This is a genomic window from Saccharothrix sp. CB00851 (assembly GCF_001905065.1).
In the GTDB taxonomy this organism is placed as follows: Bacteria; Actinomycetota; Actinomycetes; order Mycobacteriales; family Pseudonocardiaceae; genus Actinosynnema.
In genome coordinates, this window is sequence record NZ_LWLC01000034.1 from 271,845 (window position 1) to 297,772 (window position 25,928).

Below are 25,928 nucleotides of genomic sequence, written 5' to 3' on the forward strand. Positions count from 1 at the left end.
CCGTGAGTCCAGCCAGATAGAGCACGACCCAACCGCCGGGGGGCCGGTGCCACAAGCACCGGCCCCCGGACGGTGTCCGCGTCCGGTAGGCTCCCACGCTTGCACGCGGGGGTGCCTAGGGAGACTAGAGACTCGTCATGTTCCGTTACATAATCCGGCGGTTGTTGATCTCGATTCCGCTGTTGATCGTCGCTTCATTCCTCTGCTTCGGTCTCGTCAACGCCATGGGCGACCCCCTTGGCGAGTGGAAGCTGCAAAAGCCCCGGACACCGGCGGAGATCGCCGCCGCTTACGAGCGGACGGGCTACAACAAGCCGTTCATGGAGCGCTACGTCGACTGGGCGGGCAACTTCGTGACCGGCGACTGGGGTGAGTCCGTCAACCCCGGCAACGCGGGCAAGCCCGTCAAGGACGACCTGATCAAGGCGTTCGGCGTGACGCTGCGGCTGATCCTCGGCGCGGAACTCATCGCGCTGCTGCTCGGTATCGCCGTCGGCGTCATCGGCGCGGTCAGACAGTACTCGATATTCGACTACACAGCGACCGGTATATCGTTCGCGATGTTCTCGATGCCGTTGTTCTGCGTGGCACTGGTGCTCAAGGCCGGTGGTATCGAGCTGAACAACTGGCTGGAATCGATCGGCGCCGACCGGTGGATCATCACGGCGGGTCCGCCGGGTGACGGTTTCGGTGGCAGCTTCGGCGAGCAGGTGTTCCAGTACTCCGGCGCGTACATCCTGCCGACCATTTCGCTCGTGGTCATCCAGTTCGCGCTCTACAGCCGTTTCCAGCGCGCCTCGATGCTGGAGACGCTCAACGCCGACTACGTGCGCACGGCGCAGGCGAAGGGCATTTCGGAGGCGCGGTCGATCTTCCGGCACGCGTTCCGCAACGCGCTCATCCCGATCATCACGGTCTCCTCGCTGAACATCGGCGCCGGCTTCGGCGGCGCGGTGATCACCGAAACGGTCTTCAGCTGGTCCGGCATGGGGAAGTTCATCGTTGACGCGATCACGGACATCGAGCCCTACCAGGTGCTCGGCTTCATGATGCTGACGGCCGTGTTCATCATCGTGTTCAACCTGATCGCGGACATCCTGTACGCGTTCCTGGACCCGAGGATTCGCCTTGACTGAGATCGGTTCCCCCGTGGCGCAGGCGCCCGCGCCCCAGTCGGGCGGCGAGGCGAGCACGTTCGACACGACCACGGCGCGCAAGCAGTGGCAGGTCATCCTGCGCCGGTTCACCCGGCACAAGGCCGCCCTGGTCGGCCTGGTCCTGTTCGTGGTCCTGGTGCTGTTCGCGTTCTTCGGCAGCCTGTTCTGGAAGTACTCCTACACGGACCTCGGCTTCAAGCGGTACCTGCCGCCCAGCGCCGACCACCCGTTCGGCACGGACCGGCTGGGCGGCGACATGGTCGCCCTGATCATCCGCGGCACGCAGTTCTCGCTCCAGATCGCGATCGTGGTGGCGGTGCTGTCCACCGTCATCGGCGTGGTGCTTGGCGCGGTCGCCGGGTACATGAAGGGCTGGGTCGACACGCTGATCAGCCGCTTCATCGACCTGCTGCTGGTGATCCCCAGCCTGATCATCGCGGCCGTGCTGGTGCGCAACAGCTTCGTGGTGTCGGTGGCGGGCGGCAGCGGCGGCAGCAACTGGCTGATCGTGGCGCTCTACCTGGGCCTGATCGGCTGGCTGTCGATCGCCCGGGTGATCCGCGGCATGGTGCTGTCGCTGCGCGAGAAGGAGTTCGTTGAGGCGGCCCGCGCGCTGGGCGCGTCCACGTTCCGCATCGTGTTCCGGCACATCCTGCCCAACACCGTCGACGTGATCATCGTGAACGCGACGCTGGCGATCGCGCAGGCCGTGCTGCTGGAGGCGGCGCTGTCGTTCATCGGCCTGGGCGTGCAGAGCCCGGACACGTCGCTCGGCCTGATGATCAGCCTGAACAAGAACGAGTTGACGCTGCACCCGTGGCTGTTCCTCACCCCGTTCGTGTTCATCGTGCTGATCTCGCTCGCGGTGAACTTCATCGGCGACGGTCTCCGGGACGCCTTCGACCCGCGGCAGAAGAGGGTGAAGGCATGAGTGAGGTGGACGTGATGGGAGCGCCTGGGTCGTCGGCGTGGGAGAACACGACCGGCAGCGGCGAGAAGCTGCTGCGGGTCGAGAACCTGTCGGTCGACTTCCCGACCGACGACGGCACCGTGCACGCCGTGCGGGACGTGTCGTTCACCCTCGGCCCCGGTGAGGTGCTCGGCATCGTCGGTGAGTCGGGTTCGGGCAAGTCGGTGTCGTCGATGGCGATCATGGGCCTGCTGCCCAAGACCGCGAAGGTCGGCGGGTCGATCAAGTTCAAGGACCGCGAGCTCGTCGGCCTGAACTACAAGCAGATGCAGCCGGTGCGCGGCAACGGCATCTCGATGATCTTCCAGGACCCGATGACGTCGCTGAACCCGGTGTACACGGTGGGCTGGCAGCTCGCCGAGGCGCACCAGGCGCACCACGACGTGTCGAAGAAGGCGGCGTGGGCCAAGGCCGTCGAGGCGCTGGAGCTCGTCGGCATCCCGCAGCCGGATCGCCGCGCGGCGCAGTACCCGCACGAGTTCTCCGGCGGCATGCGGCAGCGCGCGATGATCGCGATGGCGATCATCAACGACCCGGACGTGATCATCGCGGACGAGCCGACCACGGCGCTGGACGTGACCGTGCAGGCGCAGATCCTGGACACGCTGCTGCGCATCCGGGACGAGACGAGCGCGGGCATCATGGTCATCACGCACGACCTGGGCGTGGTGGCGGGCATGGTGGACCGCGTGCAGGTCATGTACGGCGGCACGGTCGTCGAGCAGGGCACCGTGGACGAGGTGTTCGAGGCCCAGCGCATGCCGTACACGGTCGGCCTGCTCGGCTCGATCCCGAACCCGAACATGCTGGGCAAGCGGCTCACACCGATCAAGGGCGCGCCGCCCTCGCTGATGAACCTGCCGCGGGGCTGCTCGTTCTCGCCCCGCTGCCCGTTGGCGATCGACGAGTGCCGCGAGACCGAGCCGCTGCTGCTGGAGACCGACCGGGCGGGCCACTTCGCGCGGTGCCACCGCTCCGCGCACCTGGCCACCATCGAGAACCCGCAGCGGCTGTTCGCCCACGAGGAGATCGGCGTGGTCGAGAACCCGGCTTCGCTGACCATGGCGAACCCGGACATCCCGGTGAGCGAGGACCTCGACGTGGTCGAAGCCCGGTTGCACGAAGAGGAGAAGCCGACGTCATGACCTCGACTGACGTGAACCCCCAGGCCGGGGGCCTCGACTCGGGCGGACGTCCGGGCGAGACCCCGCTGCTGGAGGTCAAGGACCTGGTCAAGTCGTTCCCGGTGCGCGGCGGCGGCATCATCCCGCGCACGGTCGGGCAGGTCCAGGCGGTGTCCGGGGTCAGCTTCGACCTGTACCCGGGTGAGACGCTGGGCCTGGTCGGCGAGTCCGGTTGCGGCAAGTCGACCACCGGTCGCGCCATCCTGCAGCTGCACAAGCCGACGTCCGGCTCGGTGAAGTTCCAGGGCCGCGAGCTCACCACCCTGCGCGGCAAGGGCCTGCGCGGCGTGCGCCGGGACATGCAGATCGTGTTCCAGGACCCGTACGCCTCGCTGAACCCGCGCTGGCAGATCAACGAGCTGATCTCCGAGCCGTTCAAGATCCACGGCATGCCCGAGGGCACCGGCAAGGACGTGCAGGCCCGGGTCAACGAGCTCATGGAGCTGGTCGGCCTGAACCCGGAGCACCGCAACCGGTACGCGCACGAGTTCTCCGGCGGTCAGCGCCAGCGCATCGGCATCGCCCGCGCGCTCGCGCTCAACCCGAAGCTCGTGGTGCTGGACGAGCCGGTGTCCGCGCTGGACGTGTCCGTGCAGGCGGGTGTGGTGAACCTGCTGGAGGAGCTGCAGGAACGCCTCGGCTTGGCGTACCTGTTCGTGGCGCACGACCTGTCGGTCGTCCGGCACATCTCCGACCGGGTCGCGGTGATGTACCTCGGCAAGATCATCGAGATCGGTGACCGCGAGGACATCTACGCCCGGCCCATGCACCCGTACACCCAGGCGCTGCTGTCGGCGGTGCCGGTGCCGAACCCGAAGGTCGAACGGCAGCGGCAGCGGATCGTGCTCACCGGTGACGTGCCGTCGCCGGTGAACCCGCCGTCGGGCTGCCGCTTCCGCACCCGGTGCTGGAAGGCGCAGGACATCTGCGCGGTCGAGGAGCCCAAGCTGGAGCGCCGCGGCGACGCCAACGGCACGCTCTCCGCGTGCCACTTCGCCGAGGTCATGCCTGCCCTGGTGGGTTGAGTTCGGCCGATCGGCCGCCGCCCGACCCGCGAGGTCGCGTCGATCGTTCGCGCCTCGTTTCCGGTGATCACGCTTTTCGATCGCCGGAAGCGAGGCGCGAGCGGTCGACTTCCGGGCGACCGAGCCGCCGCCTGCGGAGCAGCGGCAATCGAGCACCGATTAGTCTCTTCCGGTGACGCTCACCGCTCCACCACGGTTGCTGCTGGTACACGCACACCCCGACGACGAGAGCCTGTGGACAGGCGGCACGATCGCCCGCTACGCGGCGCTGGGCGTGCACGTCACCGTGGTCACCTGCACCCTCGGCGAGGAGGGCGAGATCATCCCGCCGGCCCTCCAGGAGCTGACCGCGGACAACGCCGACCAGCTCGGCGGGTACCGGGTCGCGGAACTGAGATCGGCGTGCGCCGCGCTCGGCGTGACCGACCACCGGTTCCTCGGCGGCATCGGCCGCTGGCGCGACTCCGGCATGGTCGGCGTCGAGGCGAACAACCACCCGCGCGCGTTCGTCAACGGCTCGTTCGACGAGCAGGTCGACGCCCTCTCCGAGATCATCTCGTCGGTGAAACCGCAGGTCGTCGTCACGTACGACGCGTTCGGCGGCTACGGGCACCCCGACCACATCCGCGCGCACCAGATCACCACGGCCGCGGCCACCGACGTGGACCGCGTCTTCCACGCCGTCACGTCCCGTGCCGCGACCGAGGCGGGCGCGGCGGCGTTGGCCGAGATCGGGGACCTGCCGTGGCGGCTGCCCGTCGAGGGCGAGCTGCCGGTCACCGACGACGCCGCGATCACCACCACGGTCGACATCTCCGAGCACCTCGTCGCGAAGCTGCGGGCGTTGCGCGCGCACTCCACGCAGATCAGCGTGTGGCAGGACGGCGCGGGCCGGGCGAGCTACGCGCTGTCCAACGGCATCGCGCAGCCCGTCGTGCAGGCCGAGTACTACGTGCTGGCCAAGGGGCCCGCGGAGGGCGCGGAGACGGACCTGTTCGGGGGGCTGGATTGAGCGATCGCCTGGTGCTCGCCGGGATCGCGGTCGCGGCGTTCGTGCTCGCGGTGCTGGAACTGTTCTTCCTGCCGCTGCGGCTGGACGGCACGCTGCTGCCGCGCGCGGACGACCTGCCGTTCCCGATCACGGTGCTGGTCGCGATCGTGACCACGCCGATGCTGGTGCTGGCCGCCTCACGGCACGCGCACCGCACGCTGGCGGCGGTGTCGCCGCTGCTGGTGTGGATCGGCACGCTGCTGCTGTTCGGCCTGTTCGGGCCGGGCGGTGACGTGGTACTCCTCAACGACTGGCGCACCCTGGTGCTGTTCGCCGGGGGCGCGTTGCCGGGCGCCATCGCGGTGGGCGCGCACATGGGGAGGGTCGCCGGTGGCCGAGACGATCACTGACCGGGACGTGGTGCGGGCGCTGCGCCCGTTCGTGCGGGCGACCGGCCCGCTGCTGGACACCCTGCGTTACGCGAACCTGCTCGGGCTGCGCGACCGCGAGGTCGAGCGGGACGCGGACCGCAAGCTGGTCGACAAGCTCTGGGACCAGCTGGCCGCCGTGAAGGTGCCGGGCACGGCCGCGTGGGCGCGCATGGACGTGCACCAGCGCGACGAGTTCTGGCTCAACCGGGTCGGCCGGGTGGTGAACCTGGTGGCGGCGCTGCCCGGCATCGGCGGCGTGCTGGCCGACCGGTTGCCGATCCAGTCCGCGCTGGGTGCCGCCGGGCAAGGGCTGCTGCTGTCGGCGCTCGCGGGGGAGCACGGGTTCACCTCGACCGAGGACCGGGTGCGGCTGCTCGCGCACGTGCTGTTCCAGCGCGAGGTCGACGGGCTGCCCGTGGACCAGCGGAAAGAGGACGAGCAGACCGCCGAGCTGACCGAGGAGCTGCGGCAGCGGTCCACGTTCCGGGCGATCGGCGCCACGATCTGGAAGCTCGCCAAGGTCCTCTGGAAGCTGGAGGACGAGCTGGACAAGCGCCCCCAAGGCAGGCTCTACCACCAGGCGCTGGGCATGCTGCCCGTCGTCGGCGTGGTGGGCGACTACTTCGGTGAGCGCTCGGCGTTGAAACGCGTCCGCACGGCCGCCTACGAGTGGTTCGACACCCAGTAGCGGTAGCGGTGGTGCTCGGTGCAGCCCAGCGACTCGTAGAGCGTGATCGCGGGCTTGTTGTGCTCGGCCACCTGCAGCGCGCACGTCGTCGCGCCGCGGTCGAGGCCCCACGCCGCCAGACCGGCCATGAGCGCGCGTGCCAGGCCGAGCCGGCGTGCCTCGGGGCGGACGGCGAGCCGTGCCACGTGGAGCAGGTCGCCGACGACGGCGCCGCGCACGGCGGCGAGCACCTCGCCGTCCCGCACGACCGCGCCGAAACCGACCTGGTCGCCGGACGCCAGCACGTGCCGCTGCGCCGGGGTGGGGTCCGGTTGGGCGGCCAGCTCCCACCATCCGGGACGCGGCACGTCGAAAACGACCACATCGGCGTGCTTCGGACTGGCGAACCCATCCAGTCGACCGGTCATCACCAGCGACTCGGCGCCACCCGGGTGATCCACGTCGACCCGCCAGCCCGCCGCCTCGACCTCGGCTTCGGAGGGTGCGCCGACGACCACGTGTGCGGCCGGTGCGATGCCGTTGGCGGTCGCGAAGTCGATCACCTCGGCGAGTGCTTCGCGGACCGGTATCCCCGGGTCTCCCGTGGTCAGGGCGCTGTTGGCCCGTCCGGTGAACCCGCCCGCGGCGCGCAGCCGCCACTGCCCGAGCGGCTGGTCGACCAAGGCCGGCCACGCGTCGGCACACCGCTGCTCCAACTCGGTGACTCCCCGCACCCCCGCATCGTGCCCCGCGCAGGTGGACGGCGGTCTGTGAGCTGAAGCACGGTGCCGTTAAGGCAAGCCTGCGCGTTGGACAATCGACTCCGCCGCGTACTCTCCGGCTTGCGCGGTGTGGACCAGAACAAGAGCAGGAGAGCGCAGTGACCTATGTGATCGCCCAGCCGTGCGTGGACGTGCTCGACAAGGCGTGCATCGAAGAGTGCCCCGTCGACTGCATCTACGAAGGCGACCGGATGCTCTACATCCACCCGGATGAGTGCGTCGACTGTGGTGCTTGCGAGCCGGTGTGCCCCGTCGAGGCCATCTACTACGAGGACGACGTCCCGGACGAGTGGAAGGAGTACACGAAGGCGAACGTGGACTTCTTCGCCGAGCTGGGCTCCCCCGGCGGTGCCTCGAAGGTCGGCAAGGTCAGCGCCGACCCGGCGTTCATCAAGGCTCTCCCCCCGCAGGCGTCGCACGAGTGACGTTCAGCAGGAAGCTCCCGGACTTCCCCTGGGACTCGCTGGCCGACCACGCCGCCAAGGCGCGCGCGCACCCCGGTGGCGTGGTCGACCTGTCGATCGGCACACCGGTGGACCCGGTCCCGGAGCTGATCCGGCACGCCCTCGGCGCGGTCGCCGACGAGCCCGGCTACCCGACCACGCACGGCACGCCCGCGTTGCGCGAGGCGGTCGTCGGCGCGTTGGCGCGGCGGCACGGCGTGGTCGGGCTCGACCCGGTGGCGGTGCTGCCGACCATCGGGTCGAAGGAGCTGGTGGCGTGGCTGCCGACGTTGCTGGGCCTCGGGCCGGGTGACGTGGTGGCCATCCCGGCGCTGGCGTACCCGACGTACGAGGTGGGCGCGCGGCTGGCGGGTGCCACGGTGGTGCGGCTGGCCGATGGCGAGCCGCCGCCGGCCGGGACGTCGCTGGTGTGGCTGAACTCGCCGTCCAACCCGACCGGTCGGGTGCTGTCCGAGGCGCGGTTGGCGCAGGCGGTGGCCGACGCGCGGGCGGTGGGTGCGGTCGTCGCGTCCGACGAGTGCTACCTGGCGTTGGCGTGGACGGCGTCGCCGGTGTCCGTGCTGCTGCCGTCGGTGAACTCCGGTTCGCTGGACGGTGTGCTGGCCGTGCACTCGTTGTCGAAGTCGTCCAGCCTGGCCGGGTACCGGGCGGGGTTCGTGACGGGTGATCCGGCGTTGGTGGCGTCGTTGCTGGAGGTGCGCAAGCACGCGGGGATGATCGTGCCGCGGCCCGTGCAGGCGGCGATCACGGCGGCCTTGAACGACGACGTGCACGTGGCCGAGCAGCGTGAGCGTTATCGGGCGCGGCGTGACGTGCTGCTGCCCGCGTTGACGGCGGCGGGCTTCACCGTGGACCACTCCGAGGCGGGTCTGTACCTGTGGTCGACCCGGGGCGGCGAACCCGCCTGGGACACCGTCGCCTGGCTGGCCGACCGCGGCATCCTGGCCGCCCCCGGCACGTTCTACGGCCCGACGGGCGACCGCCACGTCCGCATCGCCCTGACCGCCACCGACTCCGCCATCACCACCGCCGCCACCCGCCTCACCCCCTAACCCCCCGCGCGTGTCCTACACCGGGAACGCGCGTGTCCTACGTTCGGAACACCCGAGTTGAACGCTCAGAACACCGGTCCGGCTGTTCTGAGCGTTCAACTCGGGGTACGCGAACGTAGGACACGCGCGTTCGGAAGGTAGGACACGCGCGGCGGTTAGTCGTTGGAGTGGAGGGCGGCGTTGAGGGCGACGCCCTCGCCCTTGCGGGGCAGGACCTTGACCACGCCGGTGGTCGAGTCGCGGATGAACAGCAGGTTCGACATGCCGGACAGCCGGCCGGCCTTGACGACCGCGCCGTCGGAGCCGGTGACCTTGGTGCCGGCGGTGATGTAGAGGCCCGCTTCGACCACGCAGTCGTCGCCGAGCGAGATGCCCAGGCCGCCGTTCGCGCCGATCAGGCAGCGCTCGCCGACCGAGATGACCTGCTTGCCGCCACCGGACAGGGTGCCCATGATCGACGCGCCGCCGCCGACGTCCGAGCCGTCACCGACCACGACACCGGCCGAGATGCGGCCCTCCACCATGGACGCGCCGAGCGTGCCCGCGTTGAAGTTCACGAAACCCTCGTGCATCACGGTCGTCCCAGACGCCAGGTGCGCACCCAGCCGCACCCGGTCCGCGTCCGCGATCCGCACGCCGGACGGCACCACGTAGTCGACCATCCGGGGGAACTTGTCGACCCCGTACACGGTGACCGGCCCGCGGGCGCGCAGCCGCAGCCGGGTCTGCTCGAACCCCTCCACCGCGCACGGACCGAAGTTCGTCCACACCACGTTGTTGAGCAGCCCGAACACGCCGTCCAGGTTCGCGCCGTGCGGCCGCACGAGCCGCGACGACAGCAGGTGCAGCCGCAGCCACACGTCGTAGGTGGAGGTGGGCGCGTCGTCCAGCGACCCGATGCCGACCCGGACGCCGACGACCTCGACGTCACGTTCGGCGTCCACGCCGAGCTGCTTGGCGGCGGCCTCACCGAGCTCGGCCGAGACCTCCGCGGACGACAGCAGCGCCACACCGGGCTCCGCGGTCCCGAGCGACGGCGACGGGAACCACGTGTCCAGCACAGCGCCGGTAGGGGTGACGGTGGCGAGTCCGACGCCGTACGCGCCGGTGGGGTTTGCGGTGCTCACGGGTGTCAACGGTAACGTGCGCCGGGTGGCCGACACCTTGCACCTCGCCGCCGATCCCGTCGAGCTGACCGCCGCGCTGGTCGACACGCCCAGCGTCTCCGGCGACGAAGCCCTCATCGCCGACCTCGTCGAACGGTCCCTCAAGGAGCAGACCGCCCTGGAGGTCACCCGATCCGGCAACGCCGTGCTGGCCCGCACGAACCTCGGCCGCCCGTCCCGCGTGGTGCTCGCCGGCCACCTCGACACCGTGCCGATCAACGACAACCTGCCGTCCCGCCTGGCGGACGGCATCCTGCACGGCTGCGGCACCGTCGACATGAAGGGCGGTGACGCGGTGATGCTGCACCTCGCCGCCACCGTCACCGACCCGCGCCACGACCTCACGTTCGTCTTCTACGACTGCGAGGAGGTCGAAGCCGTTCGCAACGGCCTCGGCCGGATCGAGCGCGACCTGCCCGAGTGGCTGCACGGCGACCTGGCGATCGTGTGCGAGCCGTCCAACGGCACGATCGAGGCCGGCTGCCAGGGCACGATGCGCATCGACGTCCGCACCAAGGGCGTCCGCGCCCACACCGCCCGCGGCTGGATGGGCGTGAACGCGATCCACGCCATCGGTGACGCCCTGCGCCGCCTGGAGGCCTACGAGCCGCGCCATGTCGAGATCGACGGCTGCCTGTACCGCGAGGGCCTGCAGGCGGTGAAGATCAGCGGCGGGGTCGCGGGCAACGTCGTGCCGGACGAGGCCGTGCTGGCGGTCAACCACCGCTTCGCCCCCGACCGCACCCCCGAGCAGGCCGAACAGCACCTGCGGGAGGTGTTCGAGGGCTACGACGTCACGGTCACCGACAGCTCACCGGGCGCCCTGCCCGGCCTGACCGCGCCGACCACCCGTGAGCTGGTCGAAGCCGCCGGCGGCACCCCCGTGGCCAAGCTCGGCTGGACCGACGTGGCCCGTTTCGCCGCGCTCGGCATGCCGGCGGTGAACTTCGGGCCCGGCGACCCGACGCTCGCGCACACGCGGCAGGAGAACGTCCCGGTGAACCAGATCCGTCAGTGCGTGGAAGTCCTGCGCCGCTTCCTGAGCCACGAGACCGCACCCCACTAGACTCCGGCCAATGACGGACAGCGTGGACGAGCACCCCAAGGAGAAGCAGCGCGGACCGGTCGTCCTGCGCCGCGGGCGCCGCGACGAGCTGACCACCACCGACCAGCGGCTGCTGGACTCGCGCGGCCCGAGCGACTGGGTGCACACCGACCCGTGGCGGGTGCTGCGGATCCAGGCGGAGTTCGTCGAGGGTTTCGGCGCGCTGGCCGAGGTGCCGAGCGCGGTGACCGTGTTCGGGTCCGCCCGCACCGGCCGCGACCACCCCGAGTACGAGATCGGCCGCAAGCTCGGCGGCGCGCTGGCCGAGGCCGGGTTCGCGGTCATCACCGGCGGCGGTCCGGGCGCGATGGAGGCGGTCAACCGGGGCTGCTCGGAAGCGGGCGGGTTCTCCGTCGGCCTCGGCATCGAGCTGCCGTTCGAGCAGGGCCTGAACCCGTGGGTCGACCTGGGCGTGAACTTCCGCTACTTCTTCGTCCGCAAGACCATGTTCATCAAGTACTCGCAGGCGTTCATCTGCCTGCCGGGCGGGTTCGGCACGCTGGACGAGCTGTTCGAGGCGCTGACCCTGGTGCAGACGAAGAAGGTCACCAAGTTCCCGGTGGTGCTGTTCGGCAAGGCCTACTGGCAGGGCCTGTACGACTGGGTGCGCGACTCGGTGCTGGCCAGTGGCAAGGTCAGCGAGAAGGACCTGGACCTGCTGCACCTGACCGACGACATCGACGACGCGGTGCGCGTGGTGAACGACGCGCACAAGGCCTGGGCGGACGCGCATTGACCACGGTGACGGTGTACTGCGGGTCGTTGAAGACGGTCCCGGACAGCTACCTGGAGCTCGCGGCCGAGGTGGGCAGGCGCATCGCGGCCCGCGGCTGGTCGCTCACGTGGGGCGGTGGTCGCACGTCGATGATGGGCGAGGTGGCGCGGGCGGCCCGTGAGGGTGGCGCCCGCACCACCGGCGTGATCCCGCGCGCCTTGGTGGACCGCGAGGTCGCCGACTCCGACGCCGACGAGCTGCTCGTCGTGGAGACCATGCGGGACCGCAAGGCGTTGATGGAGGCGCACGGTGACGCGTTCCTGGCGCTGCCCGGCGGTATCGGCACGTGCGAGGAGCTGTTCGAGGTCTGGACCTCCCGCGTGCTGGCCATGCACGCCAAGCCCGTGGTCCTGCTGGACGTCGACGGCCACTACCGCGGCCTGATCGCGTGGTTGGAGGAGCTGCGCGAACGCGGTTTCGTGTCCCGGTTCGCGCTCGACTCGCTCGTCGTCACCGATGACGTCGACACGGCCTTGGACGCTTGCGCTACCTGACCTGGGCGCTCTCGAGGCCCCGTGCGGCGGCCAGCCGGGCGGCTTCCTCGGCGAACATGTCCACGTCCAGCGGCACGAACGGCGAGACCTTCACGTCCAGGCGCGGGCCCGTCACCCTGGCCTGCCACGTGCCCAGGATCTCGCCGTCCACGAGCAGCGCGCCCCGGCGCCCCAGGATCCGCCACACCTGCTTCTGGTGCGCCTTGTCCGGCACGAGCAGGTCGCGGTCGCGGGCGTTGAGGTAGGGGTCCAGCGGCGGCAGCAGGCGCACCACCTCGGGCTCCGGCGGGTCCTCGAACGCCTCGATCCGGTCGGCGGGCAGCCAGGCCCGCTTGGACACCGCCACCAGGTCGTCCGGCCACGCGTCCTTCACGTCCCGCACCGGCGCGTCGAAGTAGTGCGCCACCTCCGACGGCCCGGCCGGACCGTGCAGCCGCAGGTAGTCCGCGATCAGCCGCCCGAAGCCCTCGGTCCGGTCGGGCACCTCGCGCCTGCCCTCCAGCGGCACGAACGTCACCGTCCGCTCCGCCGGGTCGAACCGCAGCCCGGCCGGCAGCACCGCCAGGCGGAAGACGGGGTCGAGCACGTGCGTGGCGTCGCAGCCGCGGCACCAGCCGGTGACCTCGGGCCGCACCTTCGCCGTGAGCCGGGATGACGCCTCGCCCTTCGTCATCGGCTCGGTCACCACCTCGCGCAACGCCGTCGCGACCTCGCGCAGCACCTCACGCCCGTGCTCCACCGGCGGCCGGTTCATCCGGGCCACCGCGTCGGCGTCGCTCAACGGCCACAACCGGGCCGCGAGCGCAGGCACCTCGTCGGCGCGGTGCCAGTGCGGCGCACCCCGCTCGGTCCACGTCAGCGTGAGCGCGCCGAGGTCGGGCACCCGGTCCAGCCGGGCCGCGAGCGCCGGCACCGCCGACCGCTCGGAGTCCTGCAGCCCGAGGTCGAACACCCGCAGGTCGGACGCCTCGGTGACGGCGCGGTCGAACTGGTGCGCGGCGACGCGGTACGCGATCACCCGGTCCCGGTCAGCCAAGGTCGGCGTCCAGGGTGATCAGCTCGTGCTCCAGCTTGGCCGTGCCCGAGATGCCCGCCAGCTCGCCCGTGCCCGAGCCGGGCACGATGTGGCCCCAGAACCGCGCCTCGTCACCGTCCATGATCGCGCCGTGCTGGAGCACGAACGTCCCGGCCTTGCCGTCGAACGTGCCCACGAACCGCTCGGTGCCCACGTAGCCGGCCGATCCGTCCGACGGCTGGCACATGGTCAACTCGGCCGTGCTGGTCCCCTCCAGGACGCCGCTGTAGGCCTTGTCCACGACCGCCCGGCCCAGCTGCGGCTCCGCGGAGTCGTAGACGGTCTGGTCCCACCGGGTGATCTTGAACGTCGACTTGGATTCCATGCGGGTGATCCTCGCAGGAATTCCTGTCAGGTGCTGTCAGGTGCGCGGCAGCGCCGATCGGCCGCCCTGGTGTCCGGTAGCGGCCAAGCGCCGTTCGCGGCCGCGCGATGCCACCACGCTGGCGGCACTGGACGGATACGGGCGGGGAGGGCCGATGGGTGCCGGGGGCCACGTGCACATGGACGTCGCCGGCCTGCGGGACGCGGTGGGCGGGCTGGAGGAGCGCGGTCGTGGGCTCCTCGATTCCTGGCGGACCCGGCAGCAGGCGATCGGCGCGTTCGAGGCGGGCATCGGGTCGGACGTCCTCGGACAAGCGTTCCGGGGCATCTACACGGCGCCGAGCACCGCACTGCGCGCCGCGGCGGATGGCGTCCCCCGGGCGCTGGTCGAGGACGCGGAGATCGGCCGGCGGTGCGCCGAGGACTACCGCGCGGCCGATCGGAGCGCGGCGGACGCCTTCCGGTCGGCCGGTTCCTAGGAGCGACATGCCCATCGCGGAACCGACGAGCGCACTCGGGCTGTGGCCCCGTGTCCGGGCTGTCACGGGCTGGCCGGAAACCGACGAGGACGCCGTCGACAAGCTGGCCGCCGAGTGGGGTTCGGCCGGCGGGGAGTTCGCCGACGTGCGGCTGTTCGACCTCGCCGCGGTCGGCGCGACGTGGCAGGACCCGGCCGGCGGCGCGTTCTCCGAGCGGGTGCGCCGGCACCTGGAGCTGACCGGGCGGATCGGTCAGGGCATGTTCTCCGTGGCGGAGCTCGCGGCGGGCTTCGCGGCCGAGGTCATCGGGGCCAAGCTCGGCATCGTGCGGGTCATCGAGGGCGGCCTGGCCGCGTTCGGGATGCTCGCCCTGCTGCCCCCTGGGGTCGGCGAGTTGGCTCAACAGGCCTTCGTGGACGGCGTCGCGGAGATGGTCCTCGGGATCCTCCAGGGTGCCGCCGGTCGGATCTCGGGGCTGCTCGACTCCGCCGCGCTGCCCGACCAGGAGCCGGGGATGGCCGATCGCCTCTCGGCCGCGGCGTCGGTCTCGGGCGATCTCCTGGCCTCCCTCGGCGCCGCGGTGATGAACCGCCCGGAGCTGGTGCTGGCGGCTGCCGGTGGCGCGGCGCTGACGGCGGTCTCCAGCGTGGGCGTGCTCGCCGGCGGCGCGGCCACCGCCACCGGGGCAGGCGCGGTCCTCGGCGTTCCGCTCGCCGGGTTGTCGTACGCGGGCATGGCCACCGGGGCGGCGATCGCCGGCCTCTCCATCGCGGCCATCGCGCACGAAGCCGCCATGAACCCGGTCGACTCCTCCGGGTCCACCCCCTCCCGCAGCATCGAACGGCCCACGTCGCTCGAAGGGGCGACACCGGAACAGGTGCGGGAGACGATCCCGGACACCTGGGAGGAGAGGCCCGCGAAGAAGGGGGACGGGACCAGGTTCCTGAACCCGGACCGCCCCGGCGAGTCGATCATCATCGAGAACGGCTGGCCCGGTCACGCCGACCCCGTCCACCGCGGCCCTTATGTGAAGATCAGCAAGGACGGGCAGGTCACGCGCATACCGCTCGAGGGGAACCCGGCACTGGAATGACGGACATGGCAGAAGCTCGGCGCGTGGCCTTGTGGCAGGCCATCGAGGACTACTCGGGGCTGTGGGAGGTGGTGTGGGAGCTGAACACCCTCCACCCGGACGGGTCGGCCCGGTTCCACGGCGACTTGGCGAGGGCCGCGGTGGACGACCTGGTCCGCCGGGACTGGGTGGAGCTGTTCCACAGCCAGGAGCCCGACGTCGGTCTGGAGAAGGTCCGGCCGGAGGACGTCCCGCGGGTGCTGGCCGACCCGGCCAACTGGGAGGAGCCGGCGCGCGACGGCCGGTGCGTGCGGATGAGCGCCACCCCCGCCGGTGAGGACGCGTATCGCGCCCTCACCAGGCCGTCCGGACCTGATCCCGACCCGACGAGCTGATCCGCGCGCCTCAGCCGATCGGCACCACCAGCCGGGAGTCCGCGCCGAACGCCACCGACGAGCCCAGCGCGCTGGAGCCCCGGTACCGGGCGTCCACGGTGTCCACGACGAGCACCAGCCGGTTGCCCGCGGCCACCTGCCACACCACCGGTTCCAGGTCGAGGTCGAGCGTCCGGGCGCCGGCGCCGGTCAGCGTCACGGGCTTGTGCGTGACCAGCGCGCCCAGGCCGAGCGCGTTCACCTCGTACAGGTAGGCGTACAGCGTGGTCTTGGGTGCGCTCGGCGTCACGGTCAGGCGCACCCGCGGCGTGCCGCTCACCGTCATGGGGCTCCACTGCACCGGTCCGCGCCACACCGCCGCCGCGCCCCGGTCGATCAGCGGCGTGGACACGCCCACGGGCAGTTGCAGGAAGCCCTGCAACGCGCCCGACACCAGCACCGTGCCGCTCTCGGCGATGGTCGGCCACCCGGCCCCGATCCGGTCCGCGCTCAACGGCACGGTGTCCGAGCGCGCCGTCACCGCCGCCCAGGACGGGAACGACCGCCACCCGCCGCCGTTGTTCGGCTTCAGCTGCACGGGCTGCTCGCGGTCGATCCCGTTCGCCTCGCCCTTGAGGTGGTGGTCGAACCAGCGCCCCACCGACGCCCAGATCTCGTTCGGCAGCCCGGCCGCGCCGAACAGCTCGGCCGTGGCGTGGTCGCCCGGTGACAGCATCAACCGCTTCGGCCCGCTCAACGCCGTGAAGAAGTCGGTGAGCTGACTGGGCGGGAACAGCCCGTCGTTCCACGCGTTGCCGATCATCACCGCCGCGTCGATGGACGAGGAGAACGTGGCGGGCGACCGTTCCGGCGAGATCGGCAGCACGTCGGCGAACCGGCCGTCCCGATACGCCGCCTCCGCCTCCCGCAGCACCGGACCAGGCCGCCCGGTCAGCTTCCCCGCCGCCAGCAGCAGCTCCACCGCCTGCGCGCTGACCGTCTCGTTCGGGTACAGCGACCGGGCCAGGTCGGTCCACGTGCTCAGCGCCGCCACCGCCTTGATCCGCGGATCGCGTGCCGCGGCCAGCAGCGACTGCCCGGCCCCGTACGAGATGCCGCCGACGCCGATCCGGGCCGGGTCGCTGGCCGCGTTCGCCAGGCCCCAGTCGATCACCCGGCTCACGTCGGCCACCGTGTCGGGCCCGGCCACGTCGATCTCGCCCGCCGAGTCGTAGAAGCCGCGGGAGGTGTAGCTGATCACCGAGTACCCGGACTCGTAGGCGAACCTCGCCGCCGCGCCGACGTACTCGATGTTGTTCATGCCCCAGCTCGACGGCAGCACGACCAGCGGGAACGGCCCGCTGCCCCGGCCGGTGGGCGTGACGACGAAGGCCTTCAACGGCGTGCCGCCCTCGCCGGGGATGGTCCGGTAGGCCACCGCGAAGCCGGGCGCGGCCTGGACGGGCGGTGCGAGCACGAGCGCCACGAGGGCGGCGAGCAGCAGGGGGAGTGATCGGCGCACGAGGTCCTCCTTGACCGTGACCGGGATCACGCAGGGTGTTACCGGGCAGTAAACCCGAAAGCTACTCACTGGTAGTACTGCTGTGTGGTGCAGGTCACTGCGCGTCACCGCATGGCACGATGCGGTCATGCGGTTCGGTTCACGAGCAGTCGCCGGGGATCGCGCGCTGGTGATGGCGATCGTCAACCGGACGCGCGACTCGTTCTACGACCGCGGCGCGACGTTCTCCGACGACGCCGCCATGGCCGCGGTGGACCGCGCGGTCGCCGAGGGCGCGGACATCGTCGACATCGGCGGCGTCCGGGCGGGCTCCAAGGGCGAGGTGGTGGACGCCGCCGAGGAGGCGCGGCGGGTCGTGCCGTTCGTCGCGGCCGTCCGGGAGCGGCACCCCGACCTGGTGATCAGCGTCGACACGTGGCGGCACGAGGTCGGCCGCGCGGTGTGCGAGGCGGGCGCGGACCTGATCAACGACACGTGGGCGGGCGCGGACCCGGTGCTGGCGGAGGTGGCGGCGGAGTTCGGCGTCGGCATCGTCTGCTCGCACACCGGCGGCCTGGCACCGCGCACCGACCCGCACCGCGTCCGGTACGCCGACGTGGTGGCGTCCGTGACGGCGGAGCTGGTCGAGCGGGCCGAGCGGATGGTCGCGCTCGGCGTGCCCGCGGAGGGCGTGCTGATCGACCCGACCCACGACTTCGGCAAGAACACCTGGCACGGCCTCGAACTGCTGCGGCGGCTGGACGAGTTGGTGGCCACGGGGTGGCCGGTGCTGATGGCGTTGTCGAACAAGGACTTCGTCGGCGAGACCCTGGGCGCCGAGCTGGAGGACCGGGTCGACGGCACGCTGGCCGCGACGTCCGTGGCCGCGTGGGCGGGCGCGAAGGTGTTCCGGGCGCACCAGGTGCGGCAGACCCGGCGGGTGGTCGAGATGGTGGCGAGCATCGCGGGCACGCGTCCGCCCGCCCGGGTGCTGAGGGCGCTGGCCTGATGGCGGACTGGTTCGCGGCCAACACGTGGCAAAGTCCACACTGGACCGTTCCGGAACTGTTGACGCGCAAGGGAAGCCGCACGGTGAGCGTGGTCCTGCCCGCGCTGGACGAAGAGGCCACGGTCGGTGACGTCGTCGGCGTGGTGCGCCCGTTGCTCGGCACTCTCGTGGACGAGCTGGTCGTCATGGACTCCGGCTCGACCGACGACACCGCGGCACGTGCCGCCGCCGCGGGTGCGCGGGTCGTGCACCGGACCGACGTGCTGCCCGAGCTGGAGCCGCGTCCCGGCAAGGGCGAGGTGCTGTGGCGGTCGTTGGCGGCCACGACCGGTGACCTGGTCGTGTTCCTCGACTCCGACCTGGTGGACCCCGATCCGGACTTCGTGCCCGCCCTGCTCGGGCCGCTGCTGACCCGGGACGACGTGCACCTGGTGAAGGGCTTCTACCGGCGGCCGTTGCGGCTGGAGAGCACCGGCGGCGGCCGGGTCACCGAGCTGGCCGCCCGGCCGCTGCTCAACGCCCTGCGGCCCGAGTTGGCCGGTGTCGTGCAGCCGTTGGGCGGCGAGTACGCGGGCACCCGCGCGTTCCTGGAGTCGGTGCCGTTCGCGCCCGGTTACGGCGTCGAGATCGGCTTGCTGCTCGACGCGCACGCCCGGTACGGGCTGGACGGGATCGCGCAGGTCAACCTGGGTGTGCGCAAGCACCGCAACCGGGACCTGCGCCAGCTCGGGCCGATGGCGGCTCAGATCACGGTCACCGCGTTGCGCCGGTGCGGCGTGCCGGTGGAGTCGTCCACGTTGACGCAGTTCGTGCCGTTCGACGGCGAGTGGCTGCCGTCGCCGGTGGACGTGCCCGCCGAGGACCGGCCCGCCATGCGCTCGGTGCTCCAGCGGTCGCGGTAGTACCCGGGCACCTCCACCAGCTCGGCGTGCGTGCCGTCCTGGGTGAGGTGGCCGTCCTCGAACACCAGGACCCGGTCGAAGTCGACCAGCGGGACGAGCCGGTGCGTGACGAGCACGACCGTGCCGCGGGCGTGGTCCAGGACCCGGCGCAGCACGGCGTCACCGTGCTCGACGGCCAGGCCTTCGACCGGTTCGTCGAGCAGCAGGACGTCCGGGTCGGCCAGGAGTGCGCGGGCCAGCAGGAGGCGTTGCCGCTGACCGCCGGACAGGGCCGCCCCGTCCTCACCGACCACGGTGTCCCACGGCACGTCCAGGTCCACCAGCTCCGCTACTCGGTCCAGCTCCTCCCGTGACGCGTCCGGCCGGGCCAGGCGCACGTTGGCCTCCGCGGTGGCGTGGAAGACGTGCGCGTCGTCCAGCACGCCCTTGGCTCCGGGGTGCGCGGCGGCCAACGCCCGCAGGAACGTGCTCTTCCCCGCACCGCTCGCGCCCACCACCCCGACCCGGCCGACGGGCAGCTCGACTTGTTCCACAGGGCCCTCCACGGCCCGCAACACCTCCCGCACCCGGCTGACCGATCCCCGCACCTCAGCCCACCGCTGCCCGGCCGACGCCAACGGCACCGCCACTTCCAGCACCGCGACGGAACCGAGCACGACGTGCGCCGGCGCGCCGGTGCGCAGCAACACCACCGCCACCCCGAACTGCACCACCACGGCCACCGCCGCCACCGCCGCCGCGCTGGCACCGCCCCGCCGTTCCCGTTCGGCCAGCGCGTCGACCACCCGGCCGGTCGCGTCCAGCTCGCGGTCCAGCGCGCCGAACGCGGTCAGCTCCGCGGCACCGTCCAGCAGCACGACCGTCCGTTCCGTCAACTCCGACCGCAACGGTGCGAGTGCCTTCAAGTGCCGTGAAGCCAACGTGTAGGCGGCCCACGGGAGGAGGAATACCGTCACCACCAACCCGACCAGCAACGGCCACGCGAAGCCGGTCGCGACCAACGCCACCGCACCCACCACGACCGCCACCGCACCGGGCAACGCGCAACGCAACAACGCCTCCTGCACTTGGTCCACATCGGACACCAGGCGGGTGAGGGCGTCACCGCGGGGGAGGGGGCGGCGCAGCAGCGCGTCGTACACGCGGCCGCGAAGGTCCGCCAGGTGCCGCAGCACGGCGGAGTGCCCGGCCAACCGTTCCGCGTACCGCAGACCGCCACGCGCCAGGGCCAGCGTCCGCACCGCCACGATCGCCACCGTCAACGCCGACAGCGGCGGCTGCTCCGCAGCGCGCATGATGAGCCACACCGCCGTCGTCATGAGCCCGATCCCGGCGAGCTCGGCAGCCACCCCGGCCACCACCGCGAGCACCAGTCGCCTCATCGCCCCACTCCAGCCCCGCTGAACTGCACCACCCGGTCCACCTCACCGAGCATCACCGGCCGGTGTGCCACGACCACCGCCGTCCGCCCGGCCACGAGCCGCCGCGTCGCCCGCAACGCCGCTTCCTCGGTCCCGCCGTCCAAGCGGGACGTCGGCTCGTCCAACAGCAGCAACCGCGCGTCGTCCCGGACCAACGCCCGCGCCAACGCCACCCGCTGCCGCTCACCGGAGGACAACGGGTGTGACACGTCCACCAGGTGCCCCAACCCCATCTCCGCCGCCGCGGCCCGCACGTCACCGGAGGACCCCAGCGCGATGTTCTCGCCGACCGTGCCGGGGAACAGCGTCGGCCGCTGCGGAACCCACGCGACCTGCCGCAACCACGACTCCCGGTCGATCTCGCGCAGGTCCACCCCACCCACCAGCACCCTCCCCGACACAGGCGTCACGAACCCCAACAACACCGCCAACAACGTGCTCTTCCCCACCCCACTGGCCCCAACCAACCCCACCCGCTCACCGGCCCGAACCCGCAACGACACCTCCCCCAACGCCTCCCGCCCGGGATACCTGACCACCACCCGCTCCACCACGACCTCGGCGGACCGCAGATCCGGCACCCGCACCTTCACCACCGACCGCTCCCCGAGCTGTCCACAGCCCGCACCCACCTGACCGAGTTGTCCACAACCCGCCGCAGCCGACGCCTTTCTGTCGTCCCTTCCTGGCAGTATCGAATCCGGGGATCCCCCCGGCGGGGACGCCTGCGCAGCCGATCCCTCGGGTGGGGATGCGTGTGCGGGCGATCCGTCGGGCGGTGATGCGTGCGCGGCCAATCCCTCGGGTCGGGATGCGTGCGTCGCCGGTTCCACGCGCGGGGCCTGCCCCGCCCCGAACCGCCGCGCCGCCACCGCCTCCACCACGGCCAACCCCTCAGCCGACGCGTGGAACTGGGCGCCGGCGGCCCGCAGCGGCATGTAAGCCTCCGGAGCCAGCAGCAGCACCAGCAGCGCGACCTGCAGCGTCACCCCGCCGTGCAGCAGCCGCAACCCCACCGGCACCGCCACCAGCGCCACCGACAACGTCGCCACCAACTCCAACACCAACGCCGACAGGAACGCCACCCGCAACGTCCGCATCGTCACCGCCGCGTGCGCCCCCGCCATCGCCCGCACCGTCCCCGCCTGCGCCGCCGCCCGCCCGAACACCTTCAACGTCCCCAACCCGCGCACCACGTCCAGGAAGTGCCCACCGACCACCGCCATCCCCGCCCACTGCGCCCGCGTCCGGTCGCGGGTGTGCAGCCCGACCAACGCCGCGAACACCGGCACCAGCGGCAACGTCACCAGCACCACCACCGCCGACACCAAGTCGGCGAACGACAGCCGCACCACCACCGCCACCGGCACCACCGCCGCGACCACCACCTGCGGCAGGTACCCGGCGAAGTACGGCTCCACCGCGTCCACGCCCTTCACCACCAGCGTCGCCACCGACCCGGCCCGTCCGCCCGACCCGGCCGAGTCACGCAACACCCGCTTCCGCAACGAAGCCTTCACCGCGGCCGCGGAGCGCTGCGTCACGACCCGCCCGCCCCACACGACGAACCCGCGCGCCACGACCACCGCCACCAACCACCCCGGCGACCACCCACCGGCCAGCACCAACGCCAGCACTTCGGCCTGCGCCACGACCACGACCGCCGTGACGACCGCCAACACGGCCAAGACGACGACATACCGCCGGTCAACGTGCCGCACGGGACATCCGCCAAGTCGCCCACTGGAACACCAGCACCAACGGCACCACCACGACCGCCGCCCACGTCAACACCCGCAACGTCGGCCCATCGGCCATCACCGACACCGTCACCACCGACCGCGCCCCGAACACACCCAGCACCGGCAACGCGCAAACTGCAGCAGTGCAATAAAAAGCGACCAGATGCCGTCGCGCCCGCAACGCTGCCCAAACCCCGCCCAACAACCCCACCGCGACGACCCCCGTCACCCCGAACGCGGGCACCGGCACGGACCCGGCCGTCACCACCGCCGCCACCACGAACACCACCGACGGCAGCACGAGCAAACCCGCGATCCGCACCGCCCGTTCCCGCAACTCGCCGGACAACCGCCACACCAGGAACACCGCGCCGTGCAACGAGAACAGCACCGGCATCCCCGCGCCCCACAACCACACCGGCCCGCCGAGCACCCGCCCCAGCAGCACACCCCACCCCACCGCGACCACCAGCGCACCGCCCACCAACGGCAAGTCCCACCCGGGCGACCGCAACTGCACCGCGACCGTGAAGCACACCAACCCGGCCAACAGCACCACGAACACCGTGTACTGCGACGACAGCAGTTCACCCTCCAACCGGGGGAACGCCCCGAACAGCACACCCACCGCCGCGACCAGCCACACCTCGTTGCCGAGGAAGAACGGCGTCACCGCCCGCAACACCGCCCGCCGCGCCCGCTCGTCCCTCCCGACCAGTCGCAACAACACCCCGACCCCGTAGTCGAACCCGGCCAACGCGAAATAACCGCAGGTCAGGAACGCCAGCAGAAAAACCCAGACACCTTCCACGACACACACCCCTCACAGCACCGGAACAAGTGGCGACACCGGCGCCTCGTCGGATTCGGACGAAGCCGGCCCACGCCGCGCCAGCCGGGCGATCAGCACCCAGTCGGCGACCGTCAGCACCGCGAACACGCCCGTGAACGCGATGAACGACACGAGCACCTGATCGCGGCTGACGTGCGACATCGCGTCCTGCGTGGTCAGCACGCCCTGGACCAGCCACGGCTGCCGACCGATCTCGCGGAACAGCCACCCGCCGATCGCCGCGACGAACGGCAGCGGGATGCCGACCACCATCAGGTAGAGCGGGAACCGCAGCCGCACCACCCAGTCGCGGAACAGCAGCGGCACGGTCACCCAGCTCACCAGCAGCAGCACGAACCCGATCTGGATCATGAACCCGAGGCCCGCCCCGTCGAGCGCGCCGACCGTGTCGAGCTTGTCCGGCTGGTACCGCTGCACGATCGGGAACTGCCCGAACCCGAACCCGATCAACATCGGCGTGGCCAGCGCGGTCAGCACCACGCCCAGCCGCAGCGACCGGCGGAAGAAGTCGACCTCCGCCGTGCGCCGGATGAAGTGGTAGGCGCTCACGCCGGTCAGGAACACCCCGCCGACGGTCAACGACGCGAAGCACACGTGCAGGAACGCCGTGCCGAACGTCGGGTTGGTCACCAGTGCCGAGAAATCGACCATCCGCAGCACGCCGTCGCGCAGCTCGTGCCCGGCCGGGTTCTGCAGGAACGCGTTCGCCATCATGATCCAGAACGCGGACGCGAACGCGGTCAGCGTCACCAGCCAGATCAGCGCCAGGTGGACCCACTTGTTCAACCGGTCCCAGCCGAAGATCCACAACCCGAGGAACGTCGACTCGAGGAAGAACGCGACCAGCGTCTCCAGCGCCAGCGGCGCGCCGAACACGTCGCCCGCGAACGTCGACAGGCCAGACCAGTTCAGTCCGAACTGGAACTCCATGACGATGCCGGTCGCGATGCCGAGCGCGTAGTTCACCACGTAGAGCCGACCCCAGAAGCGCGTCATCCGGGCGTGCACGGGGTCAGTGGACAGCGTGGCCCTGGTCTGCATCACCGCCACCGACGTCACCAGTCCGAGCGTCAGCAGCACGAACAGGAAGTGGAACGACGTCGTGGTGGCGAACTGGAGCCGGGCCAGTCCGAGAGCATCCATGAGTAGGCACGTTATATGTAGGTAGACAACCTAACATCAGGGATGTCCCGGATTCCGGCCCTTGTCCTGATCAGTAGAGTGGCTACTCATGAAGTCCGACGCGTTGCGGGGCCATCTCGACGCGCTCCTGCTGGCCACGCTCGACGGCGGCCGGCTGCACGGCTACGCCATCATCGAGGCGTTGCAGCGGCGCAGCGGCGGTGCCCTCGACCTGCCCACCGGCACCGTCTACCCGGCCCTGCGCCGGCTGGAGACCGCGGGCCTCGTCGCCAGCGAGTGGAGCACCGTCGGCGGCAGGCAGCGCCGCACCTACCAGCTCACCAAGGCCGGTAAGCGCGCGTTGGCCGCCGAACGCACCGCGTGGCGCGAGTTCACCACCGCGATCGAGGGCGTGCTCGGAGGTGGGCCGTGGCCGGCGCAGGCGTGATCGACGACTACGTGACCGACCTGGACCGGCGGCTGCGTGGACCCGACCCGGTCAAGGACGACCTGCTCGCCGAAGCCAGGGACAGCCTCCACGACGCCGCCGCCGCGCACCGCGACCGGGGACTCGGCGAGGAGGCCGCGCAACGCCGCGCCGTCGCCGAGTTCGGCCCGGTGGCCGCCATCGCACGCGAGTACCAGGGGCTCCTCGGCCTCGCCTACGGTGCCCGCACGCTGCGGTCGGTGATGCTGGTCGTGCCGCTGGCGTACGTGATGTGGGAGCTCAACCGCAAGTTCTGGATCGGCGCCTGGAACGACTTCGACGCCCCACCGCCCGACTGGTACCTTACCATCGCCCGCCTCAACGACAACTCGGCGTGGTTCGTGGCCGGCGCGGCGGTCCTCGCGCTGCTCATCGGACGGCGCCTGGCCCGCACGACGATCAGCACGGTGACCCTGGCCCGGCTCGCCGGTGTCGTCGCCGTCGTGGCCGTCGGCGTGTCCCTGCTCGGCAACATCGCGATCCTCGCCGCCACCGCCTACCTGGACGCGGCGAGGCTGCTCATGTCGCCACCGGTGGCCGGCGCGACCGCGGTCTCGCTCGTCATCGCGCTGCGACTCGCCGTCCTCGCCCGGCGCTGTGTGGCGTTCTCGTCGGTTTGACCGGCGGGCATGTGTCACGATCGTCAGGTGACCTCAGCGCTCATCTACATCGTCGTCATGGCGCTCGTCGCGGCCGTGGTCTTCCTGCTGGCCGCGCTGGTGTTCGGGCGGGGCGAGGAACTGGCGCCGCTGCCGCCGGGCGCGTCGCCGACCCGCCTCCCGTCCGACGACGTGACCCCGGACGACGTGCGTGACCTGAAGTTCCAGCAGGTCCTGCGCGGCTACAAGATGACCGAGGTCGACTGGGCCCTCGACCGCCTGGCCGACGAGGTCGACCGGCTGCGCGCCCGAGTGGCCGAACTGGAGGCCGAACAGGGCGTCGACCAGCCGACCGCCAACCCCCAGCCCTCACCCGACCGGGAACCCGAACACGACCCAGCGTGACCTGCGCCGACGCCACCGTCGCGCTGCCACACCCCGGGACTCGCCCGGCGCTCAACCCAAGCACTCCGGAACCGGCGCACCACCCGCACCAGGACCTGCCCTGACCGCGACCAGCACGCCGACGCCCCTGGTTGACGGGCCGCCCACCCATCCGCGCCCGCCAGTACGGAGCCCGGCCCAGCACCGCGCCCGGCCCAGCACCGCGCCTGGGCTGAGCGCCGCTCCCGGACGGCCTCACCGAGCCCGGCCGACACCGGTGGACCCGCACCCGGACCTGGGCCTGTCCGGACCGCTCACTCC

General features: G+C 71.4%; 28 protein-coding genes and 1 pseudogene. 20 read left to right on the top strand and 9 right to left on the bottom strand.

Features of this window, described 5'->3' with window-relative positions; translation table 11 throughout:
* The first annotated feature begins 137 nt into the window (after positions 1-137).
* From A6A25_RS30055 to A6A25_RS30085, 7 genes are all read left to right on the top strand, one after another.
* Positions 138-1,136, top strand: a complete 999-nt coding sequence (locus A6A25_RS30055; RefSeq protein ID WP_083668785.1) for an ABC transporter permease — start codon at positions 138-140, stop codon at positions 1,134-1,136.
* Entirely contained in the window at positions 1,129-2,088 is a 960-nt protein-coding gene (locus tag A6A25_RS30060) for an ABC transporter permease (protein ID WP_073895887.1), read from the top strand. The genes A6A25_RS30055 and A6A25_RS30060 overlap by 8 nt, the downstream gene beginning before the upstream one ends.
* On the top strand, positions 2,085-3,272 hold the full coding sequence (locus tag A6A25_RS30065) for an ABC transporter ATP-binding protein (protein ID WP_073895889.1): 1,188 nt from the start codon (positions 2,085-2,087) through the stop codon (positions 3,270-3,272). Before A6A25_RS30060 ends, A6A25_RS30065 begins: the two co-directional genes overlap by 4 nt.
* Positions 3,269-4,336, top strand: a complete 1,068-nt coding sequence (locus tag A6A25_RS30070; protein WP_073895891.1) for an ABC transporter ATP-binding protein — start codon at positions 3,269-3,271, stop codon at positions 4,334-4,336. Before A6A25_RS30065 ends, A6A25_RS30070 begins: the two co-directional genes overlap by 4 nt.
* Positions 4,337-4,508: 172 nt before the next feature.
* Positions 4,509-5,348 carry an N-acetyl-1-D-myo-inositol-2-amino-2-deoxy-alpha-D-glucopyranoside deacetylase gene (mshB, locus tag A6A25_RS30075; RefSeq protein ID WP_073895905.1) on the top strand — a complete coding sequence of 280 codons (840 nt, stop codon included), beginning with the start codon at positions 4,509-4,511 and terminating at the stop codon, positions 5,346-5,348.
* Positions 5,345-5,737, top strand: coding sequence for a hypothetical protein (locus A6A25_RS30080; protein WP_073895907.1), 393 nt, complete (start codon positions 5,345-5,347; stop codon positions 5,735-5,737). The genes mshB and A6A25_RS30080 overlap by 4 nt, the downstream gene beginning before the upstream one ends.
* A complete protein-coding gene (locus A6A25_RS30085) occupies positions 5,718-6,446 on the top strand; it encodes a hypothetical protein (protein ID WP_073895909.1) in 729 nt (242 codons plus the stop codon). Before A6A25_RS30080 ends, A6A25_RS30085 begins: the two co-directional genes overlap by 20 nt.
* Here the strand turns inward: A6A25_RS30085 and A6A25_RS30090 are convergent.
* Positions 6,422-7,159, bottom strand: coding sequence for a GNAT family N-acetyltransferase (locus A6A25_RS30090; RefSeq protein ID WP_073895911.1), 738 nt, complete (start codon positions 7,157-7,159; stop codon positions 6,422-6,424). The genes A6A25_RS30085 and A6A25_RS30090 overlap by 25 nt on opposite strands.
* A gap of 146 nt (positions 7,160-7,305) precedes the next feature.
* Here A6A25_RS30090 and fdxA point away from each other — a divergent pair, with 146 nt between their 5' ends.
* Positions 7,306-7,632, top strand: coding sequence for a ferredoxin (fdxA, locus tag A6A25_RS30095; protein WP_073895913.1), 327 nt, complete (start codon positions 7,306-7,308; stop codon positions 7,630-7,632).
* The gene (gene dapC, locus A6A25_RS30100) at positions 7,629-8,723 is read left to right on the top strand and encodes a succinyldiaminopimelate transaminase (protein WP_073895915.1); all 1,095 of its coding nucleotides are present in this window, start codon (positions 7,629-7,631) and stop codon (positions 8,721-8,723) included. The genes fdxA and dapC overlap by 4 nt, the downstream gene beginning before the upstream one ends.
* Before the next feature lie 155 nt (positions 8,724-8,878).
* Here dapC and dapD read toward each other — a convergent pair whose 3' ends face one another.
* Complete coding sequence (gene dapD, locus A6A25_RS30105) at positions 8,879-9,850, bottom strand: 2,3,4,5-tetrahydropyridine-2,6-dicarboxylate N-succinyltransferase (RefSeq protein WP_073895917.1); 972 nt, start codon at positions 9,848-9,850, stop codon at positions 8,879-8,881.
* Between the two features lie 25 nt (positions 9,851-9,875).
* On the opposite strand from dapD, the gene dapE reads away from it, so the two are divergent.
* Genes dapE through A6A25_RS30120 form a run of 3 tightly spaced genes read left to right on the top strand, consistent with a single transcriptional unit; the run spans position 9,876 to position 12,263 of the window.
* A complete protein-coding gene (gene dapE / locus A6A25_RS30110) occupies positions 9,876-10,955 on the top strand; it encodes a succinyl-diaminopimelate desuccinylase (protein ID WP_073895919.1) in 1,080 nt (359 codons plus the stop codon).
* A 10-nt stretch (positions 10,956-10,965) separates the two neighbouring features.
* Positions 10,966-11,730 (top strand): TIGR00730 family Rossman fold protein, encoded by a 765-nt coding sequence (locus tag A6A25_RS30115; RefSeq protein WP_073895921.1) that lies wholly within the window; start codon positions 10,966-10,968, stop codon positions 11,728-11,730.
* Positions 11,727-12,263 carry a TIGR00730 family Rossman fold protein gene (locus tag A6A25_RS30120; protein WP_241828987.1) on the top strand — a complete coding sequence of 179 codons (537 nt, stop codon included), beginning with the start codon at positions 11,727-11,729 and terminating at the stop codon, positions 12,261-12,263. Before A6A25_RS30115 ends, A6A25_RS30120 begins: the two co-directional genes overlap by 4 nt.
* Here A6A25_RS30120 and A6A25_RS30125 read toward each other — a convergent pair.
* Both A6A25_RS30125 and A6A25_RS30130 read right to left on the bottom strand, forming a co-directional pair.
* On the bottom strand, positions 12,256-13,299 hold the full coding sequence (locus A6A25_RS30125) for a DNA glycosylase AlkZ-like family protein (protein ID WP_073895923.1): 1,044 nt from the start codon (positions 13,297-13,299) through the stop codon (positions 12,256-12,258). The genes A6A25_RS30120 and A6A25_RS30125 overlap by 8 nt on opposite strands.
* Positions 13,292-13,663: a DUF3224 domain-containing protein gene (locus A6A25_RS30130; protein ID WP_073895925.1), complete on the bottom strand. Its 372-nt coding sequence runs from the start codon at positions 13,661-13,663 to the stop codon at positions 13,292-13,294. Before A6A25_RS30130 ends, A6A25_RS30125 begins: the two co-directional genes overlap by 8 nt.
* A 154-nt stretch (positions 13,664-13,817) precedes the next feature.
* Here A6A25_RS30130 and A6A25_RS30135 point away from each other — a divergent pair, with 154 nt between their 5' ends.
* From A6A25_RS30135 to A6A25_RS30145, 3 genes are read left to right on the top strand one after another with little or no spacing between them, the layout of a single operon-like run.
* Complete coding sequence (locus tag A6A25_RS30135) at positions 13,818-14,141, top strand: hypothetical protein (protein WP_073895927.1); 324 nt, start codon at positions 13,818-13,820, stop codon at positions 14,139-14,141.
* Positions 14,142-14,148: 7 nt separating this feature from the next.
* Complete coding sequence (locus A6A25_RS30140; protein ID WP_073895929.1) at positions 14,149-15,234, top strand: WXG100-like domain-containing protein; 1,086 nt, start codon at positions 14,149-14,151, stop codon at positions 15,232-15,234.
* Between the two features lie 5 nt (positions 15,235-15,239).
* Positions 15,240-15,608 (top strand): hypothetical protein, encoded by a 369-nt coding sequence (locus tag A6A25_RS30145; protein ID WP_143193491.1) that lies wholly within the window; start codon positions 15,240-15,242, stop codon positions 15,606-15,608.
* A gap of 10 nt (positions 15,609-15,618) precedes the next feature.
* Here the strand turns inward: A6A25_RS30145 and A6A25_RS30150 are convergent, their stop codons facing one another.
* On the bottom strand, positions 15,619-17,109 hold the full coding sequence (locus tag A6A25_RS30150; protein ID WP_073896186.1) for a CocE/NonD family hydrolase: 1,491 nt from the start codon (positions 17,107-17,109) through the stop codon (positions 15,619-15,621).
* 127 nt (positions 17,110-17,236) lie between these two features.
* On the opposite strand from A6A25_RS30150, the gene folP reads away from it, so the two are divergent.
* Positions 17,237-18,097 (top strand): dihydropteroate synthase, encoded by an 861-nt coding sequence (gene folP / locus A6A25_RS30155; protein WP_073895933.1) that lies wholly within the window; start codon positions 17,237-17,239, stop codon positions 18,095-18,097.
* Positions 18,097-18,999, top strand: coding sequence for a glucosyl-3-phosphoglycerate synthase (locus A6A25_RS30160; protein ID WP_073895935.1), 903 nt, complete (start codon positions 18,097-18,099; stop codon positions 18,997-18,999). The genes folP and A6A25_RS30160 overlap by 1 nt, the downstream gene beginning before the upstream one ends.
* 197 nt (positions 19,000-19,196) lie before the next feature.
* Here A6A25_RS30160 and A6A25_RS30165 read toward each other — a convergent pair.
* The 4 genes and pseudogenes from A6A25_RS30165 to A6A25_RS30180 form a co-directional block, all read right to left on the bottom strand.
* Positions 19,197-20,381 (bottom strand): annotated as a pseudogene (locus A6A25_RS30165) (ATP-binding cassette domain-containing protein); the annotation flags it as partial.
* Positions 20,378-22,141 carry an ABC transporter ATP-binding protein/permease gene (locus tag A6A25_RS45915; RefSeq protein ID WP_073895939.1) on the bottom strand — a complete coding sequence of 588 codons (1,764 nt, stop codon included), beginning with the start codon at positions 22,139-22,141 and terminating at the stop codon, positions 20,378-20,380. The gene A6A25_RS45915 and the pseudogene A6A25_RS30165, both read right to left, overlap by 4 nt.
* Complete coding sequence (locus tag A6A25_RS30175; RefSeq protein ID WP_073895941.1) at positions 22,128-22,973, bottom strand: cytochrome d ubiquinol oxidase subunit II; 846 nt, start codon at positions 22,971-22,973, stop codon at positions 22,128-22,130. Before A6A25_RS30175 ends, A6A25_RS45915 begins: the two co-directional genes overlap by 14 nt.
* A gap of 12 nt (positions 22,974-22,985) precedes the next feature.
* Positions 22,986-24,158: a cytochrome ubiquinol oxidase subunit I gene (locus tag A6A25_RS30180; protein WP_073895943.1), complete on the bottom strand. Its 1,173-nt coding sequence runs from the start codon at positions 24,156-24,158 to the stop codon at positions 22,986-22,988.
* Positions 24,159-24,246: 88 nt separating this feature from the next.
* On the opposite strand from A6A25_RS30180, the gene A6A25_RS30185 reads away from it, so the two are divergent.
* Genes A6A25_RS30185 through A6A25_RS30195 form a run of 3 tightly spaced genes read left to right on the top strand, consistent with a single transcriptional unit; the run spans position 24,247 to position 25,628 of the window.
* Positions 24,247-24,585, top strand: coding sequence for a PadR family transcriptional regulator (locus A6A25_RS30185; RefSeq protein WP_073895945.1), 339 nt, complete (start codon positions 24,247-24,249; stop codon positions 24,583-24,585).
* Positions 24,567-25,244, top strand: coding sequence for a permease prefix domain 1-containing protein (locus A6A25_RS30190; RefSeq protein ID WP_083668788.1), 678 nt, complete (start codon positions 24,567-24,569; stop codon positions 25,242-25,244). The genes A6A25_RS30185 and A6A25_RS30190 overlap by 19 nt, the downstream gene beginning before the upstream one ends.
* 27 nt (positions 25,245-25,271) lie before the next feature.
* Positions 25,272-25,628 (top strand): DivIVA domain-containing protein, encoded by a 357-nt coding sequence (locus A6A25_RS30195; protein WP_073895947.1) that lies wholly within the window; start codon positions 25,272-25,274, stop codon positions 25,626-25,628.
* Positions 25,629-25,928: the final 300 nt, after the last annotated feature.

What these genes read in the sequence shown, in the direction of transcription:
- A6A25_RS30055 (WP_083668785.1), top strand. Translation starts at nt 138, where the DNA reads ATGTTCCGTTACATAATCCGGCGGTTGTTGATCTCGATTCCGCTGTTG.
- A6A25_RS30065 (WP_073895889.1), top strand. Translation starts at nt 2,085, where the DNA reads ATGAGTGAGGTGGACGTGATGGGAGCGCCTGGGTCGTCGGCGTGGGAG.
- A6A25_RS30160 (WP_073895935.1), top strand. Translation starts at nt 18,097, where the DNA reads ATGGCGGACTGGTTCGCGGCCAACACGTGGCAAAGTCCACACTGGACC.
- A6A25_RS30180 (WP_073895943.1), bottom strand. Translation starts at nt 24,158, where the DNA reads ATGGATGCTCTCGGACTGGCCCGGCTCCAGTTCGCCACCACGACGTCG.
- A6A25_RS30115 (WP_073895921.1), top strand. Translation starts at nt 10,966, where the DNA reads ATGACGGACAGCGTGGACGAGCACCCCAAGGAGAAGCAGCGCGGACCG.
- A6A25_RS30185 (WP_073895945.1), top strand. Translation starts at nt 24,247, where the DNA reads ATGAAGTCCGACGCGTTGCGGGGCCATCTCGACGCGCTCCTGCTGGCC.
- A6A25_RS30145 (WP_143193491.1), top strand. Translation starts at nt 15,240, where the DNA reads ATGGCAGAAGCTCGGCGCGTGGCCTTGTGGCAGGCCATCGAGGACTAC.
- A6A25_RS30140 (WP_073895929.1), top strand. Translation starts at nt 14,149, where the DNA reads ATGCCCATCGCGGAACCGACGAGCGCACTCGGGCTGTGGCCCCGTGTC.
- A6A25_RS30070 (WP_073895891.1), top strand. Translation starts at nt 3,269, where the DNA reads ATGACCTCGACTGACGTGAACCCCCAGGCCGGGGGCCTCGACTCGGGC.
- A6A25_RS30135 (WP_073895927.1), top strand. Translation starts at nt 13,818, where the DNA reads ATGGGTGCCGGGGGCCACGTGCACATGGACGTCGCCGGCCTGCGGGAC.
- A6A25_RS30130 (WP_073895925.1), bottom strand. Translation starts at nt 13,663, where the DNA reads ATGGAATCCAAGTCGACGTTCAAGATCACCCGGTGGGACCAGACCGTC.
- folP (WP_073895933.1), top strand. Translation starts at nt 17,237, where the DNA reads ATGCGGTTCGGTTCACGAGCAGTCGCCGGGGATCGCGCGCTGGTGATG.